Genomic DNA, 19,263 nt, shown 5'->3' on the forward strand with positions numbered 1-19,263 from the left:
CGACGTCCGCGAACCCCGCATGACCTGCTAGGCGGACCGGCCACCGGCGGTGGCGAGAACCAGCACCGCCCCGGCCGCGAATACCCCACCGAGCCACATCACCGCGGTGGTCCCGGCCGCGTCCGTGGCCAGCCCGCCGACCAACGCTCCCACCGCGATCGCCGCGTTGAACACTCCGGCGAACAGACCCGACGTCGCTTCACGAGCCTCCGGGGCCGCCATCAGCATCCATGCTTGCGCGGCCACCGAGACACCGCCGTACGCCAGGCCCCAGACCACCAAGAGCGCCAAGGCTGCCAGCGTGGTCAGCCCCAGGAGCGGAACCAGCGCCATCGTCGCCGACAAAGTCCCGCCGAGCACCAGCAAGGTCACCCGTGGTGATCGCGCCGCTCCGGCGCCCGAGGCGAAATTGCCCGCCACCCCGAAGATCCCGTAGACCAGGAGGAGCGTTCCGATCTGCCCCGCGCTGACCCCGGACACCTTTTCCAGTACCGGCCGGACATAGGTGTACGCGGTGAAATGCCCGATGACGATCAGCGCCACCACGATCAGCCCGAGGCGCACCCGCGGCACACCGGCCAGCCGCAGCATCGCGCCCAGGCGAACGGCCCCTTCCGTCGGCAACGACGGCAGGGACATCACCAGGGCGGCCACTACCACCAGCGAAAGGCCGCCGGCACCTACGAAGGCCATCCGCCAGCCGACCAGTTCCCCGAGATAGGTGCCTGCCGGTACACCCAGCACGGACGCCACGGCGATTCCGCTGAAGATCAGTGAAGTCGCGGATCCGATCGACCGCGGTGGAACCAGCCGCACGGCCAGGCTCGCGGCGATCGCCCACACTCCGCCCATGCCGATCCCGACGAGGACTCGGGCGACCAGCATGACGCCGAAGCCGGGCGACCACGCTGCCAGGAGATTCCCTACCGCCAGCAGCGCCATCAACGCGCACAAAACGGCCCGCCGGTCGAGATTCCCGAGCGCCGGGATCAGCAGGGGTGCGGAGACGGCCGCGACCAGACCGGTGACCGTGAGCGTCAGACCCGCCATGCCCTCGGTGACCTGCAGGTCGCGACTGATGGGGGTCAGCAAGCCCACCGGCAGCATTTCCGAGGTGACCACGGTGAAGGTCGCCCCGGCGAGCGAAATCACTGCCGGCCAGCCATTTTTCTTCTGTTCGGTTTCCCTTGTCGTCACGTGTTCCAGGCAACCGTCGCCCGCTGCCGGGAACAATGGCCGATGTCTCATCCTTCCATGAGCAGGACTACTGGATCCGCGGAAGGAGAAGACCGATGAGCGGCCTGGAGATCCGTGAGCTGGAGGCGTTCCTGGTACTCGCCGAGGAGCTGCACTTCGGCCAGGCAGGCGAACGCCTGTACGTCTCTCAGAGCCGGGTCAGTCAGCTGCTCCGCTCACTGGAGGGACGGATCGGCGCGACGCTCGTCGAGCGCACGAGCCGCCGGGTGGAACTGACTCCGCTGGGAGAGAAGTTCCTCGCCGAACTGCGTCCGGCCTATGAGGCGCTGCGGGCCGCCGTGGACCACACCCGGTCCACCGCGCGAGGGATCGGCGGCGTGCTGCGGATCGGCTTCCAGGGCATCATCGACGACCACCTCGCGAACGCCATCGGCGGATTTGAACAGCACCACCCGGACTGCGCGGTGGAGCTCACCGAAATCCCGCTGGCCGATCCGTTCGGCTCGCTCCGCCGTCGAGAGATCGACGCAGCGGTGGTGCTGCTTCCGGTGGAGGAACCGGATCTCATCCTCGGCCCGGTTTTCTCTCGTCAGCCGCAGATGCTCGCCATCTCGCCTCGGCATCGGTTCGCCCACAGGGAGTCCGTCACCGTCGAGGAGCTGGCGGAGTGTCCTCTGATCGGGCTCCGCGGTCCGGCCCCGGAATACTGGCGCCACGCCCAAGCCCCCGAAATCACCCCCGGCGGCCGCCGGATACCGCGCGGCCCGACCGTCGGCACACTGCAGGAAGGCATGGGTCTCGCCGCGGCAGGCCAGGGCGGCATGGTGCTGTGCCGCTCGACAGCCGAACACCAGGGACGGCGGGATTCGGTCGTCTTCGTACCGCTCACCGGGCTGCCGGAATCGGTGCTCGGTGTGGTTTGGCATGCGGAGGACGGCGGCAGGGCGCGTGCCTTCGCAGAGGAGATCGCTGTTCAGGCTCGAAGCTGACCTCGATGTGTGATCGGGCCGCCTCGAAGCCCTGAACGTTTCTCTCCGAATTGTGCATCGGCTCATGGGCACGTGGTCCGGCGAACTCGACGATCCGCACATCTACGACATGCGCCCGCGTCCGACTCCACGCCTACGGACCTGCTCGTCCCAACCTGCGCAGATCCCAGACCGACAGCCGAGGACAACTTGAGACGATGCAAGATCTCAACCGCGAATGCCATCGCAGTCTGCTGTTCGGCTGAGTCCTAAGCAGATCCTGTTCATCGTTCTCGAAATGCGCGTACAGGACCGCTTATTGAGGGGTAAGGCAAACGTGTCGTGTTCGCGGGCGGGTCGTGCCGGACTGAAGGCTCCCTTCGCCGCGTCCGATGCGGTGAAGGGAGCCTTCGGCATCGCGGATCTGGACCGGCCGCACCCTGACCGTCCACACGGGACACGGGTAGCCGGGTAAATGTCTGATTGATACCCATATGCACGCTTTGCGGAGGGGGTCGTGAGTGGCAAAGAGGGTTCTAACCCTCTTTACCACTCACGACCCCCTCGAAAACCGCACATCTCACCATCAATCGGACACTCTGTCGCCAGAAAGTGTCCCCTGTGGACACTGAGGGAACGACTGGCGCCCGCAGGCCGGTCCAGAACCACGCCACGAAGGCCACCTCTTAACCTCGAAGCCAGCGAAGGAGTCCTTCGCCGCAGAGGCTTGGTCATGCCACATTTGACTTACCCCTCAATAGAGGTACCGGCACGGGCCGTGACCAGGATGTGGCGGCGCAGTTCCTCTCCGCGGCGCCGCTTCCCGCGGGCGGGCGCTCCGTCTGTGTGCGTCATCTCGCCTTGCGGCCTCATGAGTAAACGGCGCAGTAGAATTTACTGATCGACTGAACTCATAGACCACTCAAGGAGTTTCCCCAGTATGTCCGACACCACCATGTCCGAGGCCCCACCGTGGTCAGGCAGTTCTACGCCACACTGAGCACCGGCGACCTGACGCTCGTCGACGCCGTGCTCGCGCCCGACTGGGAAGCCGTGCCCGCGCTGAGCACCGGCGGCCCCGAGGGCTGGAAGGCCACCGTCACCTATCTGCGCGCGGCGCTCAGCGACCTCGAACTCATCATCGAGGACGTCGTCGTGGACGGCGACCGGGTCGCCGTGAGCAGCACGTGCCGCGGGGTCCACACCGGCGAACTGCTGGGCGTGGCCGGGACGGGGAAGCAGGTCGAATTCCAGGCCATCGATGTCCACCGGCTGGAGCACGGCCGGATCGTGTGGAGCAGGCACCTGGAGGACCACTTCGGTCTCGCCCTGCAACTCGGGCTCACCTTCACCCCGGCGTCCTGAGCAGGGCACCGGCCGGGAAGACCGCGCAGCCAGGCGCCGATCGTCGGCGTGCCCATCAGCACGGGCAGCCGCTCGCCCGAACGCGCGGATGCTGTGCGGTGCGTCCCTGAAAAGGCGTCCAAGGCGCGCAACCTTGGACAGAAGTCGATATTCTTCTGCCCGCCGCGGGTACGGACGTGCAAAGAACGGCGATCCGACGAGGTTCGGTCGCACTGGCTCGGACATGAGGACCCGCTGTCTCGAGTTTCACGGTCCGGTCGAGAATTCTTCAAGCCCCTGCAAAATCGCGCCGGTAATCGTGTAGACGCACCGGCCCGGTCGAGGTTGCTTCCGGCTGATCAATCTCACTTCGGCGCATTTCCAGGTTATGGCGTGGGCATCTTCGGTGGCGAGAGCGATTACGGCAGAAGGGGAAGAACGATGACCACTCACACGAACATCCGTCGGAGCGCCGCGGTCCTGCTGGTCGCCGGAGTGGCGGCCGGGGCCACCGTTTTGGCCACCGGTACCGCCGGCGCGATGCCTACCGACTTCCACTGCACGTCCGGTCAGGTCACCACTCGGCTCGTCTACGGCGGGGCCGGCGCGGGCGGCCGGGACGCGGCCATCCAGTTCACCGCGAAGCAGGGCGAAACCTGCACCCTGCCCGGAAGGCTGCCGATCGACCTCGTCGGGGCACGCGACGTGCTGCTCTCCTCTGACGCCGCGCCGGACGCTCCGTCGGTGGAAATCGGTGACGGCTCCTCGGCCTACATCCCGCTGCACTGGAGCGCGATCGGTGCGCCGCGGCAGGAGACACCGTTGGCGATCACGATCACCGCGCCCCAGGAGACCAGCCCGCGCGGCGACACCAGCGACCCGCGGATCACCCTGCCCTGGGACTTCGGCGCGGTCAACGCCGCCCCCGAGAGCCACACCATCCGCACCGGAGCGATCACGGCGGGCGCCGCGCCCACTGTCTGATGTCCGAGTCTGCCGGGGCCGGGCCCAGTGCCCGGCCCCGACGCCCGGGCGCAGGACTGCGCCGCGGTGGTCCAGCCACGACTGCTGGAGAGGATCGACAGTGAGCCGTGCATGTCGTCCTCGACGGTGAGGAGCGGGCCGCCGATGTGGGCACGTATGTCGTGGGCCCACGGTAGCGGCGTGACCGGCTCGTAGGCGTGACCCACGAGCTGTGGGTTGAACGCCGGGTCCGGGTCGTCCCAGCCGAACCCGGAGCGGGTGGACACGGCCGCACTAGGCACCTCGCCGCCGGAGCGGAGCTTCACCAGCCGCTGGGCCGAGTCCGGCCATGTGCGGCGCGCTCCGAGGAGCAGGCTGTCGAAAGTGGCTGTCGCGACCGAGTCGAGCAGCATCGCGGCGACGTGGTCATCGAACAGCGTGCGGTATTCGGCGCCCGGCGCGGTGCCCCAGAAAATCCCGTAGTAGCCGATCTTTTCCTCGCCGAGCGCCTGCCGGATCCGGTCCATGTCGCGGGGGAAGGTGCACGCCGAGCCCCGCGGCCTTCGAGGCCGGCACCGGGCGGTGGGCCGCACCGTACTTCGACACCGAGGGCTGCTCGACGGCTCACGTAAAGGGGCCTTCGGTGACGAACCGGCGCAGGCCGCGGGCGAACGTCTGGGCTTCGCCCGGCGGCCAGGTGGTGATGCTTGCGGTGATATGAGCGGCCAGACGGCGGCGTAGCTCGTCCACCGCTCGTTCACCCTGCTCGGTGAGGACCAGCAGAGTCGCTCGCCGGTCGAGGGGGTCGGGCTCGCGGCGGAGCAACCCGGCCTGCTCCAGCCTGGAGGCGTGCCGGGTGACGCCGGAGCGATCGAGCCCCACCTCTGAGGCCAGGTCGGCCGCGCTTCGGGGGCCGACCCTGGCCACCGCGCTCAAGACCGGGTAGGTCAGTTCGTCCAGCGCCTCGCCCATGTCGGCGGTCAGCTTCTTGTACAGCTGGACCCGCGTAGCGCGCCTGAGCAACACACCCAGCACGTCGGCGATCTCGCCTCCCACCTCATTTTGCATTTCCGCAGACTACCGTGCGCCGCGCACGCATCATGTGCTAGCTTCCTTGTAGTGCGTGCGTGGCGCACGCACATTACCTCCAGCGTGAAGGATCTCCATGAACCGGACCGATATCCGTGCCGCCCTCACCGACCTGCTGTTCACCCCCGATCTCGACCTGCACGAGGCCACCGACCGGCACTTCGCCCCCGGCTACCGCCAACGCACCGACGGCGAGTGGGCCGACCGCGAGGGGTTTGTCGAGCACATCGCCCACCTGCGCACGATCGTGACCGCGGGGTCCATCGAGGTCCATGACGAACTGTACGACGGCGCCCTCTACGCCGATCGCCATACCGTCGAGGTCACCAAGACCGACGGATCGACCGTACGCACGGAGGTCTACGTCCTCGGCGAGTTCGCGCCCGACGGGCGCTTCAGCCGCATCGAGGAAACTACGCTCATGCTCCAAGGCTCCGACGCGGACCGAAACATCGGCAGGGCCCGCTGAGGTTCAGCGCACGCCTGTCATCCACTCGGCCAGGACGCCGATGCATTCCGTAGATTCCACCGTGCTTGCCATTGCCAGGTCCACGCGAACGTCCCCGCATCCCGAAGCGCCCCGGCTGCCCGCTCGCGGCCGGAGGGCGGCAAAGGGTCACTCGCTCAGCGAGCGGTACCGGTTTCTCGCTCATATGAGCGTCCAGCAGAGACAGATGCAGCAGATGGGCACCTTAAAGCGTCAGAAGACCGAGGTAATAGGGCAGGCGTGTAGAAGCGCTGAAGAAAAACCACTGCACAATTGAGCAGTGGCAGCTCGAAGGAGGCATAGTGTCCAACGTTGCGGTCTTGGTCGAGGCAGCCGACGAGGTCGGCCGAGCCGGTATCGCGCACATGCTCCGCGCCGGTGGCGTACGAATTCTCGAAACAGCCGAGCGCCGACTTGCCGCGGTGGTGGTCCGGGTCGTACCCGTGCTCAACGATGCGACCTTGAGTGAGCTACGCCGGGAACGCGCGGGGTTCCCGGCGGCCGAGCGGCCTCGCTATCTCGTCGTGACCGAACAGGTGGATCCGGCCAGCGCCCTGTCCTGGCCCGAGAGCGGGGTCTTCGGTGTGCTGCACCAAGTGACCGCGACCAGTCACCGGCTCGCGACAGCGGTGCACATCGTGGCGACGGGCGGCGCCTGCCTGCCCGCGGGACTGCAGGGCGCCCTGCTCGCCGAGCTGGACAACGTCCGGCGGACCGCGCTGGAGCCACGCGGGCTCTCCCTGTCCGGACTGAACGTCCGCGAGCGGGACGTACTCAGCCTGGTGGCCGAAGGCTTGGACACGGAGGAGATCTCGGCAAAGCTCGGCTACTCGCAACGCACAGTGAAGAACGTCCTGTCCGGATTGAAGCGACGGCACAACTTCCGTACGCGTTCCCACGCCCTGGCGTTCGCGGTACGCACGGGAGCGATCTGAGTGTCCGATGCCGACCGTGCGACCACCGCTGAAAGTGACGGACCGACCGATCGACACATTTACGCCTCGAGAAGCCATCCTTGACACGGATACTCGGTCATGCCGAGGCCGCCTAGATCTGCAGCTGTCCCATCTGGACAGTCCGACCGGGAACCGTGCAGTCCTGCGGCTTGTCGCGGGATCACCCTCTTTCGAGAATGCGACGTGAACAGAACTTCGAAGGCCACCGCCGTGGCACTTGGCGGGTGCTCGGCCCTTCAGGATGCTTCCCCGCGGCACAGCGGGTCATCGGCCACGGTCACCGTGGAGAACTGCGGGCGAATCGGCTCTGCCGTACTACCGAAAGGCGGTCTCAGCGTCAGCCCTGCGCCACCGCCGAACGGGAGCAGCACTACGAGACCTCCTGAGTCGACCTCCAGCGGCAACTCGGTCGTCCATCGGGCGCGCTCAAGGGCGGAGCAAGCAGGCAAGGTTGTGGTCGAATGAATGTCAGGAAAGCCGTTACCATCGAACTCCTGCGACCGTTACGGTTACGGATAGCCGGTAGTGAAGTCTCGGCCGGGCCACCGCGCCAGCAGGTCGTGCTCGCCTACCTCGCCCTGCATGCCGGCACCGTCGTGCACCGGGACGAGCTGATCGACGCGGTCTGGGGGCAGGCTGCGCCATCATCCGTTGTCGGCAACCTGCACACGTACGTATCCGCGTTACGCCGAGTTCTCCGTCGCGACGATCAGGACGACGAGAGAATCTTGCCGGCGTCGGGTTCCGGTTACCTGCTCGACATAGATGACAACCAGCTCGATCTTCGCCAGTTCGAGCATGGGCTGGCAATGGCGGCTGAGCGCCAAAGGGCCGGCTCGTTCGCTGAAGCCAGGCAGCTCTGGGGCGACGCCTTACGGCGGTGGGTGGGCACCCCGTTCGCAGGTATGGATGCGCCATTCGTGGAAGCGGAACGGGCCCGCCTGGCCACGCTTCGGTCGGCCGCGATCGCCGACCTCGCTGAAGCGTCCTGGCGGTACGGTGGCGAGTCCGACATCCTCGCCGCGCTGACCACGCTCCGCCAGGCGCTCGACGAGTATCCCCTGCACGAGCGGCTGACCGAACTTCGCATCGAGATCCTGAACGTACGCGGCCGGCGTGCGGACGCGCTCGCGCAGTTCGAGCACACGAGGCGGCTGCTCGCCGACGAACTGGGGATCGAGCCTGGTGATCGGCTACGGTCCGCTCATCGGCGCACTCTCGCCGGGGTTCCGAACTTGGCGGTTGCGAAGCCGTGGCCTCTCCGAAATGCGACCGGATCGACCCGGCTGCCGGCGCGACCGGCCTTGTTCGCAGGGCGGGAGACCGAACTCGCCGAACTGGGCGACAGGCTGGCCGAACTGCCGGCGAGTCCGTTGGTCGTGTGCGCCATCGACGGTCCTCCGGGCATCGGCAAGACAGCGCTTGCCGTCGAGTTCGCCCACCAGGTACGCGAGCGGTTTCCAGACGGGTGCCACTACGTGGACCTGCGGGGGCTGCACGGAACGGACCCGCCGTTGACCGCCGCCGAGGCGTCGCGGGTGCTGATCGAGTCCGTCGGCGGCGTGGCGGCCGTGCCGGGTAGCCAGGACGATCGGCTCGGCACCTATCGCCGTCTCATGGCGGACAAGCGAGCTCTGCTGATCCTCGATGATGCCGACGACATCTGCCGGCTTCGCCCGTTGCTCGTCGCGGGCGCCGGAACGATGGTGGTGGTCACCAGCAGACGACGGCTGGGCGGTCTGGTCGCGCGGGACGGGGCGGTGCGGATGTCGCTCGATGTGCTGCCGCCCGGCGAAGCGGCCGACGTGCTGACCGGATCGCTGGGTCGTTCCCGGGAAAGCCTGGGCGGAGCGGAAGTGGATGAGCTCGTGCGACTGTGCGGAGGCCTGCCACTGGCCTTGTCCTTCGCGGCCGGACAGCTAGGTGCCCTGCCTCATCCCGACGCCGCCCAGCTACGGGACTGGCTGCAGGACCGTCGTACCCGGCTGTCCAGGCTCAGGCCGGTCTCCGGTTCCGGCAGATCTTGGACGGTGGAGGAGGTGTTCTCCTGGTCGTTCTCCAACCTGGACTCTGACAGTGTCGAGGTGTTCGGGCGTCTCGGAGGGCAGGAGGGAGACTCGGCGACGGCCGCGGCGGTGGCGGTGGCGGGTGACTGGCCGATCGAGCGTGCCCGGCGGGCGCTCGATGAACTTGCGATGGCCGGCCTGCTCGACTGGGCCCCACGGGACACCTACCACATCACCCCGTTGTTGCACCTGTATGCGGCATACAGGAGCTGATGTCCCGCATCGGAAATGCGGCACAGAGTGAGGGCAAGGCAAGACGACGTGTCACAAAGGACGCTTTCGCAATCTCGTGGGCGGATCGGCGGTGGACCGAAGGCTCCCTTTGCCGCGCCTGATGCGGCGAAGGGAGCCTTCAGCGACGCGAACCTGGGCCTGCCGACGAGAGCCGGCCGCGCCCCGATTGTCCACACGGGACAGCTCCAGGCGACTGGATGTCTGATTGATACCCATATGCGCGCTTTGCGAAGGGGTCGCGAGTGGCAATGCCGGTTCCAACCCTCTTTACCCCTCACGACCCCGGTCACAAAATACGCAAAGCACCCAAATCGCCTGAAAGCCACTCACGCCACGTTTGCCATCCACCGACTCATGTGCCGCTTTTGCGGGGCGCGACACCAGCGGGCCGCTTGTGAGCGACTACAGCAATCCTAGCCGTTCTTCCGGTACTGGAAGTCCTGAAAGGACCCGGTGGTGCTCACATCCGTGTAGTCCGAGTTGTTGGTGTAGTTCCATCCCTCATCGAAGCTGCTGTTGCCGTTATGTGTCGACGTGACGTGCAGGAAATAGTTCTCGCCGCGGTACCGGGGGCCCTTCCAGCAGCTGTTGGCGACGACCATGGTACTGGAGAAGCCGCCACTGTCCGGGAACACGGCTGACACTGCGTAGTCCCCATTCCCGTTGTTACACAGGCTGAACAGTGTGGAGTCGGCCGGCGCGGCTACCGCCTGCCCGCCCATGGCAAGAGCGCCGAGGACGACCGCGGTCGCGCCCGTGGCAACTTTTCGTGTCAACGAAGACATCGGCTACACGTTCCTCTCTTTGAAAAGCCGTACTGGCTTGTACATAGTGACGACTTTATTCTTCCGGAAACGATGCCACCACGCGATAAATTCACTGCGTACTGCCCTTTCAGTACACCGTTTTCTGCCCGGACGCGTTCTTCAGGACAGTGGAGGTCGACTGGGGCGAATTTCCTCCCAGGCGACCGGCAGGCGAGCCGGCGAGGTGTTGGGAGTGTCGGTCTCGAGCTCGATGTCCTCGATCGGCACCGCGAGGCGCAGAGACGGAATGCGGCGCGCCAGGGCCTCGAAGACCACGGTGAGTTCCAGCTGGGCAAGCGGTTGTCCGACACATCGGTGCGGGCCGAAGCCCCAACCGAGGTGCCGTCGGTGGTCACGGTGGGCGTCGAGCCTGCCAGGGTCGGGAAACCGGGCCGGATCGTGGTTGGCGCCCTGGATGGAGACCACGACGTAGTCTCCGGCCGCGATCGGCGTTCCGGCGATCTCGGTGTCGGTCACGGCCACGCGCATTCGCCCAGGTCCCACACCGAGCAGCCGGACCATTTCCTCGACCGCTCCGGGTATCAGCGCAGGGTCCTCGCGGAGCGGAGCGAACCGCGCGAGGTCTGCCAGCAGCACGAAAGCTCCGTGGCTGATCATGCTCGCGGCGGTGTCGTAGCCGGCGAGCAACACGCTGATGGCCCCGACGAGCAGTTCCAGGTCGGTGAAGTTTTCGGGGTGGCCGACGAGGAGGCCGAGTGCGTCTTCGGCCGGTTCGGTCCGGCGCCGGGTGATCAGCTCCTGCATACAGGCGTAAAGCGGGGCCGTCGCCTTTTCCAGGTGGTCGGCGTCGCCGCGGAACAGGGCCTCGGCCGAGTCGAGGAGCAGCTCACGCGCCGACGCGGGCACACCGAACAGCTCGGCGATCACGGCCGAACTGACCGGCTTGGCGAATTGTTCGTGCAGGTCGGCCGGCTGCGCCGAGGTGGCGAGGTCGTCGATTGCTTCATCGACGATGCGCTGCACCACGGGCCGGATCGCGGCCATCCGCTTCGCTGTCACCATCGCGGGGGCGAGCGCGCGGCGGAACCGGACGTGGTCGGCGCCGTCCATCCGGGAAAAGTCGCCGGGGACGGCCGGGACGCCCGGCGGGTGTTCGCCAGGATGTGCCCGGCCATGCCGGCCCGGACGCTGAACCGGGCGGTGTCACCGAGCACTTCGCGGACGTCCGCGTAGCGGGTCACCAGCCACGCGTCGATCCCGGTGGGGCACGAGACCCGGGGCAGCGAGGGGCTGTCCCGGATGTCTCCGATCTCCGGTGCGGGACTGAAGGGGCACGCCGAATTCGGCAACGGCAAAGGAACTGTGGGCGATGACACGGGCATGGTCCTTTCTGTGCCGGGACGGCCTTGTCCAGAGTTAGCAGGGGGTACCGATCCCCCGCATCGACAACACGGCGGATTGCCCGAGGCCCCAGCTCGAACGGGTACCTTCGGGCAAGGGCACCGGCCATGGGCCGCCCAGATCATCAGGACGCCCTGTCGGCTGACGATGGCCACCCGGGTCGTCTAGTGCGACTCGAGCACGCCGGACTCGACGAGTGCACCCACCACCGCCGCCAACCTGGTCACAGGTCCGCCCAGGCGCCGGCCGCCCTTCCGGTAGCAGGCCGAGCCACCGCCGCGGTGCCACCACGCGCACCGGAGTCCTGTTTCCGCTCGCACGTCCCGGTCCGGCACCACATCCGCTCATATGAGCGCACTTAGGACTCTCTCATGTCCTTATATGGGCCTCGTGGAGGGTAAATGGAGCGCAAGAGTGCACACTTGAGCATCTGCGGAATGGGGTTAGCGGAGGTACTGGTGGAGCAGACGATTCGAGTCACTGTCGAGGCGCTGGATTCGCTCACCCAGATGGGGATGGTGGCGTATCTGGAGCGCTTGAGCGGGGTGCGGGTACTACCGAGAAACCGGGCGAGTGAAGTCGATGTCGTCGTCGCGGCGTTCGACCACCTGTCCGCGGATGTGGTCGCCGCGCTGCGCCGGGTGGCCAGTGAGATCGGCCGGCCTGTCGTGCTGATCATCGATGACCTCAAGGACGACGAGTTGTTGCTGGCGGTGGAGTGCCGAGTCGTCGCGGTCCTGCCCCGGACGGCCATCTGGGACGACATGCTGCCGCGGATCGTGCGCACCGCGGCAACGGGCGGTGCCGCGCTGCCTCCGGACCGGCTCGGTGAGCTCTTCGCGCACGTGGAGCGGCTGTGGCAGCTGGTGCCGGACAGGAGAGGCCTGCGGCCGACCGAGCTGACCACCCGGGAGATCGAAGTGCTGCGGCTCATTGCCGAAGGCCGGGAGACCGCCGAGATCGCGGACAAGCTGTGTTACTCCGAGCGCACGGTGAAGAACATCATTTACGGCATCACGCGGAGACTCAACTTCCGGAACCGTTCGCATGCGGTGGCCAGCGCGTTGCGGGCAGGCATAATCTAGAAGATCCGGCGCGGGGTTCGCCGATCGAGCACTGTCCACTTTGTTCGGTGAGGAAGGCCGGCGCGCACTGGAGTCCCATTATGGACAATCGGCTGCCGCGTCCACAATGGCAGGATCGGGGAACGGTAAAGAGCCCGTCGGAAATGCCACGCCCAAATGAGTATGAATCGAACCGTGAGGAACCCCTTGCCCTCCGCCAGACCTTGGCTGCAGCGTGCGATGATGGGCTACGTGGATGCTGAGGCTCACCCGGCTATTCAGTTGATCGGCACCGTCGCAATACGACGAAACGGTGTTACCGTGCAGTTCGACCGGCCACGGCAGGGTGCGGTACTGACCCGCTTGGCCCTGCGCGCGGGGCGACCCGTACGCCAGGACGAACTGGTCCGCGCGGTCTGGGGCCAGGCGCCGCCACGCAGCGCTACCGGCAACCTGCACACCTACATTTCGGAGTTGCGCAAGATACTCGGTGAGCCCTCGGTCCTGTACACCGATCGGGACGGGTACCGGCTCGACGTACGTGTCCAGGATGTGGACGCGCTGGAGTTCGACAGCTGGGTCGACCGTGCCGCGCAAGCTTGGTCCGGAGGTGGTGTCGAGGCCTGTTTCACCGCCGTCGAACGAGCCTCCCGGCTGTGGACCGGCGCCCCGCTACCGGAGATAGCGGGGCCGTTCGCGGAGGCCGAGCGGCGGAGACTGGAGGCTCGCTGGCTCGCCCTGCGCAAGCTGCGAGTGCAAGCGCTGCTCGCCACCGCACGGGTCACCGAGGCGGTGGCGGAGTGCACCGGTCTCGCCCATGCGTATCCGGCGGACGAGCAAGTCGCCGTGCTACGCAGCACGAGTCTCTACCGTGCCGGGCTGGTAGCGGAGGCCCTCAGCACGCTGGACGTGTTCCGCAGGCGGCTGCGGAAGGAGGCGGGCACCCAGCCCCGCGCCGAGGTCGGCAGGCTCTACGAACAGATGCTGACCGGTGATTTCGACACCGGGTGCGCCGAGCGCAGCCCGTCCACATCGGACGGAGGTCCGTCGCCCGCGGACAGCTCGCCCAGGGCGGTCCGGCCGGCACAGCTGCCGCACCGGCCGTGGGGATTCGTCGGCAGGGACGACGAACTGGCCGAGCTTTCCCACACGGCGGGCTCGCCCATCGTGATCACCGGACACGCCGGTATCGGAAAGTCCGCCCTCGCCTGCCAGCTGGCCCGCGGCCTGGCGCCCCGGTTCCCGGATGGCCAGCTCTATCTCAGTCTTGGTGGTTCGAAGCGCACCGGCGTGCCGCCGTTGGGTGAGCTACTCGACCACCAGCTGCTGACCTTGGGCGTCCACGCCGACGACCTACCGGGCACTGTGGAGCAGAAGGCCGCCCGGTGGCGCTCGTTACTGGCCGCGAGAAGCATCCTCGTGGTGCTGGACGATGCCGCCGACGCGGAACAGGTGGCCCCGTTGCTCCCGGAAGGCACCTCCAGCACCGCTGTCGTCACCAGCCGAAAACGTCTGTCCCCTTTGGACAACGTGCACCGGGTGCCGTTGGCCGCGCTGGAGCCGGATGCCGCCAAGCGGCTGTTGATCAGCGGATGCGGGACTCCCCTGAACGTCCCCATTTCCTACCATCATGTGACCCGCATAGTGGAAGCATGCGGCTACGTTCCACTGGCCGTGCGGGCCGCCGCCGTCCTTCTCGCCGAGGTCGAGGCCGACGCCGACGCGGTCCAGCAGTTCGCCATGCGGCTCCGGTACCACGAGAATCCCTTGGAGATGCTTTCCCTGAGCGAGGATGACGACAAGGCGTCTGTCCTGGTCGGACTCGAGCACACCGCCCGGACCTTGTCCGCGCCTGCCCTGGACCTACTGGCCTGGCTGGGCTCGAGGTCGTACGAAGACGAGGCCACCGTCGGGATGCTTCACGAACACGAACCAGCCGCGCGGGCGGAACTGGTCGAATCGTGCCTGCTCGATCACCTCGGCGGCGACAGGTACCGAGTGCCCACGCTGGTTCGCGGGTACGGTCGGCGGCTCACGCGGGCGGGCACGCGATGACCGTCGAGATCAAACTGCTCGGCCCGGTGGCAGCGCTTGTCGACGGCAGCCCGATATCGCTTGGTGGCCCCATCCGGCAAGCCGTGCTGGCCGTACTGGCCATGCGCGCTCCCGAGGTGGTTCAGCCGGACGAGCTGATCTCGCTCGTCTGGGGGGATGCGGCGCCGTCGAGCGCGGCCGGCAACATGCAGACCTACGTTTCGAGCCTGCGGCGAGCGCTGGAGCCGAACCGGTCGCAGGACCAGCCGCCCGGCCTGCTGATGCGGGCAGGAGGCGGGTACCAGCTGCGCCTTCCGCCAGGCACAGTGGACATTCAGGAGTTCTCCAGGCTCGCGGACGAGGGTTTCCAAGCCGCGGCGGACGGCAGGCTCGACGACGCGGCGGCCTCCCTGCACGCCGCGCTGTCGAAGTGGCGCGGCGAACCGCTTTCGGGCGTCCATGGGCCGTTCGCCCAAGCACAGCGGAACTCTTGTATCGAACACCGGTTGAACGTCCTGGAATCCTGGGCACGCGTCCTGCTCGAACTGGGCAGACCCGCGGAGGTCGTAGCGGCCCTGCGCGAGCCCGCCGCCACCAACCCGATGCGGGAACGGCTCGCCGCGTACTTCATCCAGGCACTGCACCAGTGCTGTCTGGACGACGAAGCCCGGGCCCATTACGAACTGGTCGAGCGGGAGCTGGGCGAGCGGTTCGGCGTGACACCCGCGGCCGAACTGAGTTCCCTGCTCGCCGACATCACCGACGACCAGAACGCGGCGCCCGCGAGCGACCGCGCGCCGACGCACCTGCCGCCGGACGTGCGATCGTTCACCGGCAGACAGGCCGAACTCGCCCGGATGCAGGGGTTCGCCCGCGCGCCTGCCGGTTCCCCGCGGCTGATCGTGTTGCACGGCGCCGGTGGCTCCGGGAAGACCGCGCTGGCGGTGCGTTTCGGGATGGAGGTCGCCGACCGCTTTCCCGATGGCCGGTTCTATGTGGACCTGCGTGGGTTCGCACCGGGTGGCGAGCTGCCGTCGACCGGTGCCGCGGCGGGCGCGCTGCTGCGAGCCGTCGGGGCGCAGGCCGACCGGATACCGGCGCACGACGGCGCGCGGGTGGCCTACCTGCGTACGTTGCTCGCCGGCAAGCGGGCCCTGATCATGCTGGACAATGCGCGCGATGCCGAACAGGTCCGGCCACTCCTCCCGGGCACGGACGGCTGCCTCACGATCGTCACCAGTCGCAGACGGTTGCGCGAGCTGGCCGTCAGCGAGGGCGCGTTGCGCCTGCCGGTGGACGTGCTCGCAGAATCCGAAGCAGTGGCGTTGCTCGGCGGGATCATCGGTCACCGACGGATCGCCGCCGAGCCCGCCGTCGCCGTCGAACTGGTGCGGCACTGCGGGTCGATGCCCCTGCCGTTGCGGATAGTCGCCGAGCGCGCCGCCCTGCGGTCCCGCCGCGAACTCGCCGAACTCGTCGCCGAGCTCACCGAGGCCCAGCGGCGGCTGGACGTGCTGTCCGCCGGCGAGGACAGCACGTCCCTGCGGGTGGTGTTCTCCTGGTCCTACGCCGCGCTGGCACCGGAAAACGCGCGCATGTTCCGCCTGCTGGGCGGCTTCCCCGGACCGGACATCTCGGTCCCGATGGCGGCGGCGATGGCAGGTTGCGCGGACCGGGATGCCGAGCGCGCGATCCGCGCGTTGCAGGAAGCCCACCTGCTGGAGGAACGGACCGCGGGATACTACCGGCTGCACGACCTGCTTCGCGCCTACGCGCGGGAGCGTTTCGAACTCGACGAACCGGAGGAGGCCAAGAAAACGGCCCTGCGCAGGCTCGTTGGCTGGTATCTCTACGGTGCACAGGCGGCCGACATTCTGCTGGCCCCGCAACCACGAGCGCCCGGCCCACCGATGGAACCTCTATCGGAAGCCGTCACGCCACCCGAGTTCACGCATCAGCGGATGGCCGCGGAATGGTGCGAAGCCGAGTTGCCCAACCTGCTGGCCGTGATCGAACTGGCCGCGTCGGCGGGATTTCGCAGGCACGCCTGGCTGATCCCGAACTTTCTGATCGGGTTCTTCATCAGACGCTGCCATTTCCCGGAATGGATCCACACGATGACGATCGCGATCGAGCAGTGCCGGGCGCTCGGCGACCCGAACGCGGAGGTTCGCTGCCGATACAACCGGCTGATCGCGTACAACCAGGTCAGCCAGTTCGACCGGACACTGGCGGAGGCATTCGAGCTACTCGCGTCGGACGAGATCAACACGGAGCCGGGGGTGCGGCCCTACCTCCGCAACGCCATCGGCAACGCCTTGCTCGGCACGGACCGTCCCGCCGAGGCCGCGGAACAGCTCGAGAAGGCGTTGACCGGAGAGCAGGGCGAGGGCGCCGCGCGACTGCCGGGACTTCTCGCGTGCCTTGGCGAGGCCTACACCGCACTGGGCAGGCTCACCGAGGCACGGGAACGCCACGAGCAGGCACTGGAGATGCGCAACGAACAGAATGACCTGGCCGGGCAGAGTTCCAGCCTGCGCGGGATCGGACAGCTGGAATTGCGGGCCGGGGACAGCCGGTCGGCGGTGAACCACTTCATCGAGGCCCGGCGGCTCGCGCGGACAGTGGGAGTACACCGTGAGGAGGCGCTCTCCCTGCGCGCACTCGGGGAGACGTATCTGAGACTGCCCGGCAGACACGCGGAAGCCATCGACGCGCTGTCGGCAGCACTGGACATCTTCGACCATCTTGGTGACGCGACCGCCGAAGACGTCCGCGCCAAGCTACGCGGGCTGTCGACAACGAAGCCCGACACCAAGCCGGCCTGACCCGACGACTATGCGTCGGGTCAGCCAGGTTCGGTTGGTCGTGAGTGGCGTGTCGGGTCGCGCAGGTACTCAGCTGGCCGTGAAGGCCTCCTTCCCTACCCTGAGGGTAGGGAAGGAGGCCTTCACGGCCCTCCACTGTAGATCCCTGGTGACGCTGGGACGGCTGTGACACCGCTGCCCGGTCCCGAAGTCCGTCCGACACGCCACCTTTGCCCTGCCCCTCGATACGCCCTCACGGGACACCACGCTGCGCGTGGAGCACGAGCTCACCCTTCTCGGGTGGTGTTACGACGGGGTAGGGGCCGGGAGGGTCCAGCGGACTACCTCCAGGCCGGTGTCTTCGGCGCCCAGGGTGCGGTACAGGGCGGTGGCTTCGTCGTCGGTCATCGCGCCGGCGGCGCGCACGAGGCTGCCCACCAGTCGCACGGCGGCCGGGCCGTCCGGGTTGATCAGCAGGTCGAACTTTTCGTCCAGCAGGTCGAGCAGTTCCGGCAGGCCGACCCGGCGCCACATCGGCGCGAACACCTGCTCCCGGTGCTGCTCGGCGGTGGCGATCACCGCGCACAGCACCTCGTCGGGTGCCGGGACGATGAGCGGGCGCCCGTCGCCATTCATCGCGAGGTCGAACTCGGTGTCCCGCAGCAATGGTTGCAGGTGTTCCGGTTCGGCCGTGCCCTCGACCATCCGGCGCAGCACCGCGTCCAGTGGGTCGGTCGGCGAGTCCGGGTTCAGCGGCCGGTAGTCCGGGTTGGGCAGGAAACGGCCGACGGCGCCGTCACCGACGAGAGGCCAGACACCGACGACCGACTCGATCGGTGGCACGTCGTCGTCCTCGCCCGGCACCCATTCCGGATCCATCAGCAGGAACCAGTTCTCCTCCTGGCCGGTGCCTTCGCCTTGATCGCTCATCCGTGTCGCCTCCGAGGCGGGATCTCATCGCTGCCGGAACAGCTCGGTCATCGCCCGATGCGCCGCCACCTGGTCGAGCCGGGGCGGCCGGTCACCGGCGGCGTGTACGTGGGCGAGCAGCCTGCTCTCCGGCGCGAGACCGTGCTCTTCGAGGTAGTACTCGACGGTGTCGGGCCAGATCCAGGTTCCGTCGGTACGGAAATTCATCGGTACGACCCGGCCCCGCCCCGGTTCCCACACGTCGTCCATGGTGTCCGGTGTCGTGAGCAGTGTGGTGGCCGCACGCAGATACTCGAGGACCTCCGGGGCTCCGGCCAGTTCAGGGTGGCCGGGCAGGAAGAACGGAGTGCCGTCGGCCTGCACCCCGTCGAACACCCGCGCGACCTTCAGGACGGGAGCGGGATCGGCCGCCCAGAGCAGGGTGCCGGACGCGAGCGCGGTCCGCGTCGGCCGGGGCATGTCCCCGTCGGCGGACACGACCTCGACGGCGGCATCCCCACCGAGGCGCACCGTGTCCGCCAGCGCGGGCAGCGCGCGCGACTCGGCGAGCGCGATGTACCTCGTTTCGGTCTCGCCGTCCGCCCCCGACCGGCTGAGGTCGACCCACCGCGTGCGCCACAGGCCGCGCGCCCCCGGCGTCGCGCTCAGCACGGCGACCAGGACGGCGATCGTGGACTCGTCACCGGGCCCCGTGCCCTCCCGCGCGCGGTCGGGCACGGACCAGTACCGTGCGTCCGCCCCGGTCACGGGTGCCACCTCCGTCATCATCGGTTCTCCTCGCGGTCACGACCAGACAACCGGCGTGACGGCCCTGGTGACAAGCGCCGCGATCCAGCCGAAGTCCCGTGGCTCCTCGCCGCTGCCCGTTGGGGCAAGCACGCTCGATCGCGGTGATCCGAAGGCCTTGCGGAGCGTCAGCCGGGAACGGCTCGGTGAGATCTTCCTCGTCGAGTCCG

At 67.8% G+C, this 19,263-nt stretch carries 16 protein-coding genes; 9 read left to right on the top strand and 7 right to left on the bottom strand.

Annotated features, from left to right (window positions below):
- Nucleotides 1-27 precede the first annotated feature (27 nt).
- Complete coding sequence (locus BKN51_RS20770) at nt 28-1,197, bottom strand: MFS transporter (RefSeq protein WP_101613356.1); 1,170 nt, start codon at nt 1,195-1,197, stop codon at nt 28-30.
- Between the two features lie 95 nt (nt 1,198-1,292).
- On the opposite strand from BKN51_RS20770, the gene BKN51_RS20775 reads away from it, so the two are divergent.
- The 3 genes from BKN51_RS20775 (at nt 1,293) to BKN51_RS20785 (ending at nt 4,493) form a co-directional block, all read left to right on the top strand.
- Entirely contained in the window at nt 1,293-2,186 is an 894-nt protein-coding gene (locus BKN51_RS20775) for a LysR family transcriptional regulator (RefSeq protein ID WP_101609217.1), read from the top strand.
- 951 nt (nt 2,187-3,137) lie between these two features.
- Complete coding sequence (locus tag BKN51_RS20780; RefSeq protein ID WP_101609218.1) at nt 3,138-3,530, top strand: ester cyclase; 393 nt, start codon at nt 3,138-3,140, stop codon at nt 3,528-3,530.
- A gap of 420 nt (nt 3,531-3,950) precedes the next feature.
- Nucleotides 3,951-4,493 (top strand): DUF4232 domain-containing protein, encoded by a 543-nt coding sequence (locus BKN51_RS20785; RefSeq protein WP_101609219.1) that lies wholly within the window; start codon nt 3,951-3,953, stop codon nt 4,491-4,493.
- Nucleotides 4,494-5,096: 603 nt separating this feature from the next.
- Here BKN51_RS20785 and BKN51_RS20795 read toward each other — a convergent pair.
- Entirely contained in the window at nt 5,097-5,540 is a 444-nt protein-coding gene (locus BKN51_RS20795; protein ID WP_101609220.1) for a MarR family winged helix-turn-helix transcriptional regulator, read from the bottom strand.
- A gap of 97 nt (nt 5,541-5,637) precedes the next feature.
- On the opposite strand from BKN51_RS20795, the gene BKN51_RS20800 reads away from it, so the two are divergent.
- From BKN51_RS20800 to BKN51_RS20810, 3 genes are all read left to right on the top strand, one after another.
- Nucleotides 5,638-6,030: a hypothetical protein gene (locus tag BKN51_RS20800; RefSeq protein WP_101609221.1), complete on the top strand. Its 393-nt coding sequence runs from the start codon at nt 5,638-5,640 to the stop codon at nt 6,028-6,030.
- Nucleotides 6,031-6,350: 320 nt separating this feature from the next.
- A complete protein-coding gene (locus BKN51_RS20805; RefSeq protein WP_101609222.1) occupies nt 6,351-6,983 on the top strand; it encodes a helix-turn-helix transcriptional regulator in 633 nt (210 codons plus the stop codon).
- A gap of 482 nt (nt 6,984-7,465) precedes the next feature.
- Nucleotides 7,466-9,283 carry an AfsR/SARP family transcriptional regulator gene (locus tag BKN51_RS20810; protein ID WP_101609223.1) on the top strand — a complete coding sequence of 606 codons (1,818 nt, stop codon included), beginning with the start codon at nt 7,466-7,468 and terminating at the stop codon, nt 9,281-9,283.
- A 434-nt stretch (nt 9,284-9,717) separates the two neighbouring features.
- Here the strand turns inward: BKN51_RS20810 and BKN51_RS43185 are convergent, their stop codons facing one another.
- The 3 genes from BKN51_RS43185 to BKN51_RS20825 form a co-directional block, all read right to left on the bottom strand.
- Nucleotides 9,718-10,089: a hypothetical protein gene (locus BKN51_RS43185; RefSeq protein WP_146044358.1), complete on the bottom strand. Its 372-nt coding sequence runs from the start codon at nt 10,087-10,089 to the stop codon at nt 9,718-9,720.
- A gap of 141 nt (nt 10,090-10,230) precedes the next feature.
- Complete coding sequence (locus tag BKN51_RS20820) at nt 10,231-11,181, bottom strand: cytochrome P450 (protein ID WP_101609225.1); 951 nt, start codon at nt 11,179-11,181, stop codon at nt 10,231-10,233.
- Entirely contained in the window at nt 11,127-11,447 is a 321-nt protein-coding gene (locus BKN51_RS20825; protein ID WP_146044359.1) for a hypothetical protein, read from the bottom strand. Before BKN51_RS20825 ends, BKN51_RS20820 begins: the two co-directional genes overlap by 55 nt.
- Nucleotides 11,448-11,909: 462 nt before the next feature.
- Between BKN51_RS20825 and BKN51_RS20830 the strand changes: the two genes are divergently transcribed.
- The 3 genes from BKN51_RS20830 (at nt 11,910) to BKN51_RS20840 (ending at nt 17,398) form a co-directional block, all read left to right on the top strand.
- On the top strand, nt 11,910-12,557 hold the full coding sequence (locus BKN51_RS20830) for a response regulator transcription factor (RefSeq protein ID WP_174720433.1): 648 nt from the start codon (nt 11,910-11,912) through the stop codon (nt 12,555-12,557).
- Nucleotides 12,558-12,857: 300 nt separating this feature from the next.
- Nucleotides 12,858-14,591, top strand: a complete 1,734-nt coding sequence (locus BKN51_RS20835; RefSeq protein ID WP_158255775.1) for an AfsR/SARP family transcriptional regulator — start codon at nt 12,858-12,860, stop codon at nt 14,589-14,591.
- The gene (locus tag BKN51_RS20840; protein ID WP_101609229.1) at nt 14,588-17,398 is read left to right on the top strand and encodes an AfsR/SARP family transcriptional regulator; all 2,811 of its coding nucleotides are present in this window, start codon (nt 14,588-14,590) and stop codon (nt 17,396-17,398) included. Before BKN51_RS20835 ends, BKN51_RS20840 begins: the two co-directional genes overlap by 4 nt.
- 285 nt (nt 17,399-17,683) lie before the next feature.
- On the opposite strand, the gene BKN51_RS20845 is transcribed toward BKN51_RS20840, so the two are convergent.
- Together BKN51_RS20845 and BKN51_RS20850 are read right to left on the bottom strand one after the other, a co-directional pair.
- Nucleotides 17,684-18,307, bottom strand: coding sequence for a type VII secretion system-associated protein (locus BKN51_RS20845; RefSeq protein ID WP_101609230.1), 624 nt, complete (start codon nt 18,305-18,307; stop codon nt 17,684-17,686).
- A gap of 24 nt (nt 18,308-18,331) precedes the next feature.
- On the bottom strand, nt 18,332-19,075 hold the full coding sequence (locus BKN51_RS20850) for a hypothetical protein (protein ID WP_101609231.1): 744 nt from the start codon (nt 19,073-19,075) through the stop codon (nt 18,332-18,334).
- Nucleotides 19,076-19,263 lie beyond the last annotated feature (188 nt).

Origin of the sequence: Amycolatopsis sp. BJA-103 (assembly GCF_002849735.1) — a bacterium.
Lineage (GTDB): Bacteria > Actinomycetota > Actinomycetes > Mycobacteriales > Pseudonocardiaceae > Amycolatopsis.